Genomic DNA, 238 nt, shown 5'->3' with positions numbered 1-238 from the left:
GTCGAGAACTACACGGGAGACGTGCTCAACTCCGAGACGGCGGCAGACCTAATCGGCGCCGAAGGCATCACGATGCGCTCGGTGATCAACAACGATGACGTCGCGGTGCAGGACTCCCTCCACACCGCCGGCCTACGCTGTGTCGCCTGGACCGTGCCGATCCACACCCTCATCCACTTCTCGTCCGGCGTGCTCGACGACTCCTCCCCGTTCCCCGTCCCGGTGGCGCCTTTTACCA

General features: G+C 64.7%; 1 protein-coding gene. It reads left to right on the top strand.

Annotation, left to right across the window (positions count from 1 at the left end; all coding sequences use genetic code 11):
• A partial coding sequence (locus tag ACPYOG_RS20685) for a dihydroxyacetone kinase subunit DhaK (protein WP_481295934.1) occupies nt 1-238 on the top strand: 238 nt, incomplete at both ends.

It is taken from the genome of Leifsonia sp. HAY1-4F (genome assembly GCF_056755275.1).
This window is presented reverse-complemented; position numbering and strand designations above follow the sequence as displayed.